This window comes from Methanobrevibacter sp. 87.7 (assembly GCF_002208625.1).
Taxonomy (GTDB): domain Archaea; phylum Methanobacteriota; class Methanobacteria; order Methanobacteriales; family Methanobacteriaceae; genus Methanarmilla.
This window is the reverse complement of sequence record NZ_MRCT01000074.1, coordinates 1-9,193: the sequence shown is the minus strand read 5'-3', so window position 1 is coordinate 9,193 and position 9,193 is coordinate 1. Positions and strand designations below refer to the sequence as shown.

The following is a 9,193-nucleotide window of genomic DNA, read 5'->3' as shown; positions in this document are numbered from 1 at the left end:
TATACTTTAAAAATTAAAATTTAATTATAATAAAATATAAAATAATAATTATTTAATTAAAGGATTTTTTTATAATGATATTCTATGATTTAAATTTAAAAGGTTCTAATTTTGATAATGATTCTAAAATTATTAATGAAGCATTTAATTATGGTTGGAATCATGTTAATATAATTTATTCTACTGATAATTATGAAGATTCTCTTGATTATAGGGAAAATCTTAATGATATAGTTTCTAGTTTTGATGATTTTGATATTACTTATGGTTTAGAGATTAAAGTAAAAAATCAAAATGATCTTAGAAAAGCTATTCAAAAGTATAGAAATAAAACTGATTATTTATCTGTTTTTGGTGGAAAAAATGATATTAATAGAGCAGCATTAGAAAATTATAGGGTAGATGTTTTATCAAGACCATATTATAAACGTGGTGAATGTGGTATAAATCAGGTTCTTGCAAAAGAATCATTAAAAAATAATGTTGCAATTGAATTATGTTTTAAAGATATTTTAACTAATTTTTTATCATATAGAGCTAAAGTTATATCTAATTTTAGAGATATTATTAGTTTATATAGAAAATTTAAATTTCCTTTAATTGTAACTAGTGGTTGTGAGAATATCTTTGATTCTAGAACACCTTATGATATTATGAGTTTTTTTAAGGTTATTGGATTAGATGATAATGAACTTAAGGATGTTTTCTATAATTATCCAAAACAGATTATTGATTTTTCAAAGGATAAAAATATGATTTATCAAGGGGTTCGTATAGTTGATTAAATTTCTTTAAGATTTAATTAATATTATACTTTATATTAATCTTTAACTAGTTAGTTAATTTAAGTTGATTTTTTAATTATACTTTATATTAATATTTTAATGGTTTAATTAATTTAATAAAGTTGATTTTTATGAAAATGAAAGTTTTACCACCAACACTTAGGAAAAATAGTAGATATTTAGTTCTAGATATTAAAACAAAAGATAATTTCTCAAAAGATGATTTTATTTTAGCTATTTGGGATTCTTGTCTTCGTCTTTTTGGTGAGATGGAAACAAGTAATTTTAATCTTTGGTTAATGCGAGTTTATAATTCTAATGATACTAATGATTATATTCATACAAAAGCAGTTTTAAGATGTCAAAGAGGTTTTGAAGATAAAGTAAGATCTGCTGTATCTTCTTTAACAAAATTTAATGGTAAAGATATTGCAATAACTACAATTGCATTATCTGGAACAATTCAGGCTGCAGTATCTAAATATATTGCTAATTAGATATTTTTTTTTTATTAGTTTAGTTTTAGTATTTTAGTATCTGATTAGATATTTTTTTTTATTAGTTTAGTTTTAGTATCTAAATATCTTATTTATTTTTTTAAAATTTTATTTTAATTTAGCTTTTTAGTTTAACTATTTTTTTATTATTTTAATAAATTTTATTTTTCCAATATTAACTAATTTTAAATAAATTTTTGGAAAACTTTATTTAATTTAAATAATATATTTTTATAAGGACATTAGAAAATTTATATTATGTAATCAAATCATGGAGATTTGATTTTTGTTTTTTGAAAAATGGTTAATTATATTAAAATGTATTAACTATAAAAATAAATTATATTAATTATATAATTAAAAGAGGTAAAAAATATGCAACCTTTACAAAACGCTGGTTATGATAGGGCAATTACTGTATTTAGCCCAGATGGAAGACTTTTCCAAGTAGAATACGCAAGAGAAGCTGTAAAAAGAGGAACTACATCTTTAGGTATTAAATCAAAAGATGGTATTGTTCTTGTTGTAGATAAAAGATCTACTAGTAGATTAGTAGAACCTAAATCTATTGAAAAAATATTCCAAATTGATAATCATATTGGAGCTGCTTCATCCGGTCTTGTTGCTGATGCAAGAGTTTTAATTGATAGAGCAAGAGTAGAATCTCAAATTAATAAAATCACTTATAATGAACCAATTCGTGTAGAAGCTTTAGTTAAAAAAATATGTGATATGAAACAAATGTATACTCAAAATGGTGGAGTAAGACCATTTGGTTCTGCACTTATTATTGGTGGAATTAATAAAGGTCAATGCAGATTATTTGAAACAGATCCTAGTGGAGCATTAATTGAATATAAAGCTACTGCAATCGGTGCAGGTAGAAGTGAAGCTATGGAAGTATTTGAAGATAAATATCAAGATGATATGTCTTTAGATGAAGCTATTGATCTTGCTTTAGATGCTGTATATGAAGCTACTGAAGGTAAAGTTACTGATAAAACTGTAGAAATCGCTGTTATTGATAAAGATACTGAACAATACAGAAAACTTGATGATGAAGAAGTATCTAAATATGTTGATGAACTTTTAGAACGTAACAAACCTGAAGAAGAAGATGAAGAAGAAGACGATTCTGAAGAAGAATCAGATGAATCTGAAGAATAGATCTTTTTAAAAATTTAATCTAGGTGTCAATAATGGTAAATGTTGATGATGCAATTATTGCTAAATTAGAGTCATATGGTGAACATTTCGAAATTTTAGTTGACCCAGATTTAGCTGCAGACTTTAAAAATCCTGATGCTAAAGATGTACCTGTAGAAGATATTTTAGCTGTTGAAGAAATATTTAAAGATTCTAAAAAAGGAGATTTAGCATCTGAAGAAGCTATGGAAAAAGTTTTTGGTACTACTGAACCATTAGAAGTAGCAAAACAAATTCTTGAAAAAGGACATGTTCAACTTACTGCAAAACAAAAAAGGGATATGCAGGAAGAAAAACGTAAATTGATTATTAATAAAATTGCAAGGGAATCTATCAACCCACAAACTGGTTATCCTCATCCTCCAAAAAGGATAGAAAATGCTATGGAGGAAGCTAAAGTTAAGGTTGATCCTTTTGTTTCTGTAGATCAACAAGTTAAAGTTGCACTTAAAGCTATTAGACCTCTTATACCTATTAGGTTTGAAAGAGTTAAAATGGCTGTTAGGTTACCTGGAGATGTTGCAGGTCATGCTTACTCTGCAATTAGAGGTTTTGGTAAAATTGATCAAGAAGAATGGCAACAAGATGGTTCTTGGATAGGTATTATTGATTTACCTGGTGGTCTTCAAGATAAATTTTCTGATAAAATGGCTGAAATCTCTGGAGGTACTGCTGAAACTAAATTAATTAAATAATTTTTCTAAATTATTTCTTTAATTTAATTTTAAGTGATTTTTAAAGTCTTTTAAAAATTTTTTAGATATTAAAATTAGCTATTTAAATTTAGTTAATTTAAAAATTAAGTAATATAAATTTAATATTATTTAATTTGTTTTTTATTAGTATTTTAAGTATTTACTACTTAAAATCTATTTACTTGAAAGTTTAAGTATTTTTAGTAGATAAAAATACATAGTATGTGTTTAGATTATAATATTATGGAAAATATTATTGTAAAAAGTTTTAATTTAAATATTATTTTTATTTAATTTATTATTTGATAATTATTTTAAATTCCTTTTGACTTTTATTATATAATATAAAAGTTATTTTTTCATTTATTATGTTTGTAATTGCTTTATTAATATTCTAATTTGTGTTAGGGTATTGTAATTGCTTTATTAATATTCTAATTTATTTAGATTATTTATTATGTTTATTGAATGTTCTAATTTGTATTAGAATGTTTATTGTGTTTATATTTAGTATATTCTATTTAGAATATTCTTATTGATTAATAAATGGCTTATTACTTATTTAATCATTTATTAGTCGGTATTTATTTATACGGTGTGTATAAAATGATTTATGTAGAGAATAAAGATTTAGTTATTCCTGGAGAAGTTTTAGCAGAAGATGACTTTTATTCAGGAAGAGGAACTTTTAGAGAAAATGGTAAAATCTGTTCTTCTCTAATGGGTTTAGTTTCTTTAAGGAATAGAAAAGTTAGTGTTATTCCTTTAAAAAGTAAGTATATTCCGAAAAAAGGAGATGTTATAATTGGTAAAATTAATGATGTTAAATTTTCTATGTGGAATGTAGATATTAATTCTCCTTATTCTGGTATTTTACCGGCATCTGAAGTTTTCGGAAGGGATAAAAAGAATTTAAATAGGATTTTTAACGTTGGGGATGTTCTTTTTTTAAGAGTTGTTGACGTAGATGAAGTCAAAAAAGCTAAACTAGGACTTAAAGGTCGTGGAATGGGTAAATTTAAAGGAGGTATAATTGTAAGTATTGCTCCAACTAAAGTACCTCGTTTAATTGGTAAAAAAGGTTCCATGATTAATATGATTAAAGATAAAACTGGATGTAAGATTGTTGTTGGTCAAAACGGTCTTGTTTGGGTTAAAGGAGAAAAAGATATGGAGCAAATAACTAAAAATGTTATTAAAATAATTGAAAAAGAAGCTCATACATCTGGTTTAACTAATAGAATTCGTGATAAATTATATTTAGATATTGATGGTGAAATTCCTGAAGGTTTAGATGATGAAGAATATGATTTTGAATCTGAAGTTAATTTATCAAATAATGATAATTTTGATGATGATTCAAATAATCATAGAAGAAACTCATTTGCTAATAAACATAAAAGGTTTAATAAAAAATTTAATAGAAGAAATTCTTTTAATAAAAAATATGAGTTAGAAAAACCTAGACTTCAAAATTTTAAAGCAGAACTTGAACAAGAAGAGTTAGAAGCTAAAAAGAAAGAAGATAAAAAAAGGAATGATGACTTTATTAATAATTTAGAAAATATTGAAAAAAGTAAATCTAAAAAAAGTTTTAATTTAAATAGGAAAAAAAGTGGTTTTTCAATATTGAAAGACAATTTTTAGATTTTTTATAAATTATTTAAGTTTTTCTAGATTTATGTTTTTTAGGAAGGTAATTTTTAGATTTTTTATAAATTATTTAAGTTTTTTTAGATTTATGCTTAAAGAAGATGATTATTAATTTTTATGAAATAGGTGATTTTTATTAGTGAAGATAAAAAACAAAGGGCTGATGGTAGAGCATATAATGAACTTCGTCCTATTAAAATTGAAGTTGGAGTATTAGAGAGAGTTGATGGTTCTGCATATGTTGAAGTTGGTGGAAATAAAATTTTAGCATCAGTTTATGGTCCAAAAGAAACTTATATGAAAAGATTTTTACGTCCAGATACTGGTGTAATTAAAGTAAAATACAATATGGCACCATTCTCTGTAGATAGTAGGAAAAGACCAGGACCAGATAGAAGATCTAATGAGATTTCAAAGATTACTGCAGATGCATTACGTCCTGCATTATTACTTGAAAGTTTTCCAAGATCTATGGTTGAAGTTTATATTGAAGTTATTGCAGCAGAAGGTGGAACTCGTTGTGCTGGAGTAACTGCTGCTGCTGTTGCACTTGCAGATGCTGGTGTACCAATGAAAGATATTGTTGCTGGTTGTGCAGCAGGTAAAATGGATGATCAAATAGTACTTGATTTATCTGAAGTTGAAGATAAAGAAGGTCAAGCTGATGTTCCTGTTGTAATTATGCCAAGAACTGGAGAAATTACTTTATTACAAACTGATGGTAATTTAACTGATGAAGAATTTGAAGAAGCTATTAACTTAGCAATTGAAGGTTGTATGGAAGTTAGTAAAGTTCAAAAAGAAGCTCTTAAAAACCATTATGTTCAAAATTTAGAGGGATAATATGTATATAACACCAGAAATTACAAGGGAGAATATTACAAGTCTTGTTAATAATGATAAACGTGAAGATGGAAGAGCTCTTGATGAATATAGGAATATTGAAATAGAAACTGATATTATACCTAAAGCTGAAGGTTCTGCTATTTGTAAATTAGGTGGAACTAAAGTTATTGCAGGTATTAAACCTAGTATAGGAGAACCTTTCCCAGATACTCCTAATTTAGGAGTATTAATGACAAATTGTGAATTACTTCCTATGGCTGATCCAGAATTTGAACCAGGTCCTCCTTCATCTGATTCTATTGAACTTGCACGTGTTGTTGATCGTGGAATTCGTGAAAGTGAAATGGTTAAATTAGATGAATTATGTGTTGAAGAAGGAAAACATGTTTGGATTCTCTTTATTGATATTCATGTTATTGATAATTGTGGAAATCTTTTTGATTGTGCTAATCTTGCTGTAAATGCAGCACTTAAAACATGTAAATTACCTAAAGCAAAAGTTGTTGATGATGAAGTTGTTTTAGATGAAGAAAATACTATACCTATTCCTTTAAATCATAATGTAGCTTTATCTACATTTGTAAAAATAGGTGATAAAATGGTTCTTGATCCTTCACTTAATGAAGAAAAAGTTTTATCTGCAAGATTATCTGTTGGTATTACTGAATCTGGAAGTATTTGTTCAATGCAAAAAGGTGGAGACGAACCATTAACTAAAGAAGAAATATTTTCTTCTGTTAAACTTGCTTTAAGTAAAAATGCTGAAATTTTATCTAATTTAGATTAACTTTAGTTAAAATTTACTTATTAAGTTGAAATTTATTTAATAAAAAAGGATTAAATTATATTTTTAAAATTTAATTTTTTTAATTTAAATTTCAATATTTTATTTTATGATTTTTACTATTTTAATTAAATATTTATTAAGAATAATATGGTATTCTTTCTTAATCTTTAATTAAAATCATAGTATGTTACTTTTAATTGAAAAGGTATTATAACTATCTATGAAATGTTTTAATAATTATTTTATTTCTTATTTTTTAGTAAAAATCTATTAAAAAACATTAACTTTAAATATTATTAAATTATAAATTAATTATAATAGATAAATTTATGTTATATTTATTTTATATTACAATATTCCTTAATTTTTGTCTAAGGATATTTTTTTATTAAGATTTTATATTTTTATTAAGAATTTTATGGGAGTCTTAATTTAAGTATGTAATTTTAATAGTTTTTTACTTAAATTCCATTTATTAATGGATGTTTTTTATATTAATTATTTATCGGAGAGAATATAATGGCTAGAACTAAAAAAGTAGGTATCACTGGAAAATATGGTGCAAGATACGGAAGAAAAGCTAAAAGATCAGTTAAAATTATTGAAGAAAACATGAAAAAAAATCATGTTTGCCCACAATGTGACAGACCTGGAGTAAAAAGAATAGCTGCAGGAATCTGGAAATGTAAAAAATGTGGAAATGTTTTTACTGGTGGAGCTTACACTCCTGAAACTCCTATGGTTAAATCTGCAAAACGTAGTGTTAGTGAAAAAGGGGGAAACTAATTGTATAAATGTCCTAACTGTGGCTATGTAATGGACCATAAAAGTTATGAAGAAAATAAATGTCCAAAATGTAGATACAGAATTTTATTTAAACAAACTCCTGCTGTAAAAAGAACAATTAAAGCAAGATAATTATAAATTATCTACTATTTTTTTTATTTATATAAAGTGATAATATGCTTATTTCTACATCTAGAAAGCCTGCACAAAATACTCGTAAATTCTGTAAGAATTTAATGCATGCTACTGGTTCAGAGTATGTTAATAGAGGAAAAAGCAGTATTAGGGATGTTCTTTTAAAATCTGCACTTTTAGGTCATAATTCAACTGCCTTAGTTTATGAAATTAAAGGAAATCCAAGTAAAATAACCTTTTTTTCTAGAGCAGAAAAAGTATTGTCTATACTTGTAACAGTAAATACACAAAATACTCGTCTCCATATTAATCCTAAAAATCTTAAGGTTAAATGTGATGTTAAAGAGTTAGAGGTTATTTCTGATTTACTTGATGCTGAATTAGATGATAATCCAACAGAAAATTATCTTTATATTCATAGATATACTGATGAAGATGAAGCAGAATATGAAGAAAAAAATTATGTAGATCAAAAAATTGCTATTATTGACTTTTATAATAAATTTGGAGAAAAAATAGATTTTAAAATTGCGGTTAGGAAAATTTTAGACAATTAATTATTTTTAATTTTTATTAGTAATTTAAAACTATTTATTATTGGTTGATTTTATGGGGGATATAAAAACAGTTGTAGATTCTATAAATCATGATATTGAAATTGAATTTGATGATGAGAAACAAGTTCAAATTATTTATGATGCTGTTTTACTAGAATTTGAAACATCTCCTGATTATAGGTCTAGTATGGATATTGAGTTAGATGGAAAATCTATTTTAATTCATATAAATGCTAATGATGCAACAAGTTATAGGGCTTCTATAAACTCTGCAATTAAATGGATTAGATTGTCTTTAGAAGTTAATAATTTAACTATTTAATTCTAAAGATTTTTGATAATATTTAAAGGTGATAATATGGATATTCCACAAAATGTACAAGAACAATTAAATCAATTCCAAAATTTACAACAACAAGCTCAAACTGTAGCTCTTCAAAAACAAAATCTTGATATTCAAATTAATGAAGCTGAAAGAGCAATTGCAGAGCTTGAAAAAACAGATTCAGATGCTGAAGTATTTAAATCAGCAGGTAGTTTACTTATTAAAGCAGATCGTGATGAAGTTTACGAAGAAACTAAAGAAAATTTAGAAACTCTTAAAATTAGACAAAAAACTATGAATCGTCAAGAAGAAAGAGTTATGAAAAAATTTCAAGAAATGCAAGCTTCTATCCAAAATGCTATGAATGGATTAGGAATTAACTAATTTTCTTAGTTTTTAAACTTTAATATACTTTTTATTTTATTTTTATTTTAATTTTATAATATTTTTCAAATACAATTATTTTTTATTTTTATTTTATTTTTAAAAAATATATTAGTGATGAATACATGTCTAAATTAAAAAAATTATCACAAAAAGATTTAGAAGCAATAACTGAATATTTATCTTCTACTGTTGAAAACAAATTATCTAAATATGTTAGTTCTAAAGAAGTAATTGATCAGTGTGTTCTTACTGATATTAGTTATGAAAATGAAGAACTTAATGTTGATTTAGATATTGATGTTTCAGTAGATGCATTATCTAATTTATCTCAAGAAGATGTCCAAGAAGTTTTGGATGATTCTTATAAAGTATTAGATCAATATATTGATGAAAATTTTAGAGAATAAACTTATTTTATTATTAAATTTTCTTAATATATTTTTTATTTAATTTTTGCTTGTTTTTTTTAATTTTGTATTTTATTTTAGTTTTTGCTTGTTTTTTTTAATTTTGTATTTTATTTTAGTTTTTATT

At 24.6% G+C, this 9,193-nt stretch carries 13 protein-coding genes; all 13 read left to right on the top strand.

Features of this window, described 5'->3' with window-relative positions; all coding sequences use genetic code 11:
* Positions 1–74 precede the first annotated feature (74 nt).
* The 13 genes from rnp3 (at position 75) to BGI41_RS04845 (ending at position 9,066) form a co-directional block, all read left to right on the top strand.
* Positions 75–785, top strand: coding sequence for a ribonuclease P protein component 3 (rnp3, locus tag BGI41_RS04905; RefSeq protein WP_233126319.1), 711 nt, complete (start codon positions 75–77; stop codon positions 783–785).
* Between the two features lie 131 nt (positions 786–916).
* Positions 917–1,282, top strand: coding sequence for an Rpp14/Pop5 family protein (locus tag BGI41_RS04900; protein WP_088539114.1), 366 nt, complete (start codon positions 917–919; stop codon positions 1,280–1,282).
* A gap of 375 nt (positions 1,283–1,657) precedes the next feature.
* Positions 1,658–2,449 carry an archaeal proteasome endopeptidase complex subunit alpha gene (gene psmA / locus BGI41_RS04895; protein ID WP_088539113.1) on the top strand — a complete coding sequence of 264 codons (792 nt, stop codon included), beginning with the start codon at positions 1,658–1,660 and terminating at the stop codon, positions 2,447–2,449.
* Between the two features lie 32 nt (positions 2,450–2,481).
* A complete protein-coding gene (locus BGI41_RS04890; protein WP_088539112.1) occupies positions 2,482–3,183 on the top strand; it encodes a ribosome assembly factor SBDS in 702 nt (233 codons plus the stop codon).
* 606 nt (positions 3,184–3,789) lie between these two features.
* Positions 3,790–4,830 (top strand): exosome complex RNA-binding protein Rrp4, encoded by a 1,041-nt coding sequence (gene rrp4 / locus BGI41_RS04885; RefSeq protein ID WP_088539111.1) that lies wholly within the window; start codon positions 3,790–3,792, stop codon positions 4,828–4,830.
* Between the two features lie 132 nt (positions 4,831–4,962).
* Entirely contained in the window at positions 4,963–5,679 is a 717-nt protein-coding gene (gene rrp41, locus BGI41_RS04880) for an exosome complex exonuclease Rrp41 (protein ID WP_088539110.1), read from the top strand.
* 1 nt (position 5,680) lies between these two features.
* Entirely contained in the window at positions 5,681–6,469 is a 789-nt protein-coding gene (gene rrp42 / locus BGI41_RS04875; RefSeq protein ID WP_088539109.1) for an exosome complex protein Rrp42, read from the top strand.
* A gap of 519 nt (positions 6,470–6,988) precedes the next feature.
* Positions 6,989–7,255, top strand: coding sequence for a 50S ribosomal protein L37Ae (rpl37A, locus tag BGI41_RS04870; RefSeq protein ID WP_088539108.1), 267 nt, complete (start codon positions 6,989–6,991; stop codon positions 7,253–7,255).
* Positions 7,256–7,387 carry a DNA-directed RNA polymerase subunit P gene (locus BGI41_RS04865; RefSeq protein WP_042708430.1) on the top strand — a complete coding sequence of 44 codons (132 nt, stop codon included), beginning with the start codon at positions 7,256–7,258 and terminating at the stop codon, positions 7,385–7,387.
* A gap of 44 nt (positions 7,388–7,431) precedes the next feature.
* Positions 7,432–7,947 carry a ribonucleotide-diphosphate reductase subunit beta gene (locus tag BGI41_RS04860; protein ID WP_088539107.1) on the top strand — a complete coding sequence of 172 codons (516 nt, stop codon included), beginning with the start codon at positions 7,432–7,434 and terminating at the stop codon, positions 7,945–7,947.
* Positions 7,948–7,999: 52 nt separating this feature from the next.
* Complete coding sequence (locus BGI41_RS04855; protein ID WP_088539106.1) at positions 8,000–8,269, top strand: KEOPS complex subunit Pcc1; 270 nt, start codon at positions 8,000–8,002, stop codon at positions 8,267–8,269.
* A gap of 36 nt (positions 8,270–8,305) precedes the next feature.
* Positions 8,306–8,656: a prefoldin subunit beta gene (locus BGI41_RS04850; RefSeq protein ID WP_088539105.1), complete on the top strand. Its 351-nt coding sequence runs from the start codon at positions 8,306–8,308 to the stop codon at positions 8,654–8,656.
* Between the two features lie 125 nt (positions 8,657–8,781).
* Positions 8,782–9,066, top strand: a complete 285-nt coding sequence (locus tag BGI41_RS04845) for a DUF3194 domain-containing protein (protein WP_088539104.1) — start codon at positions 8,782–8,784, stop codon at positions 9,064–9,066.
* Positions 9,067–9,193 lie beyond the last annotated feature (127 nt).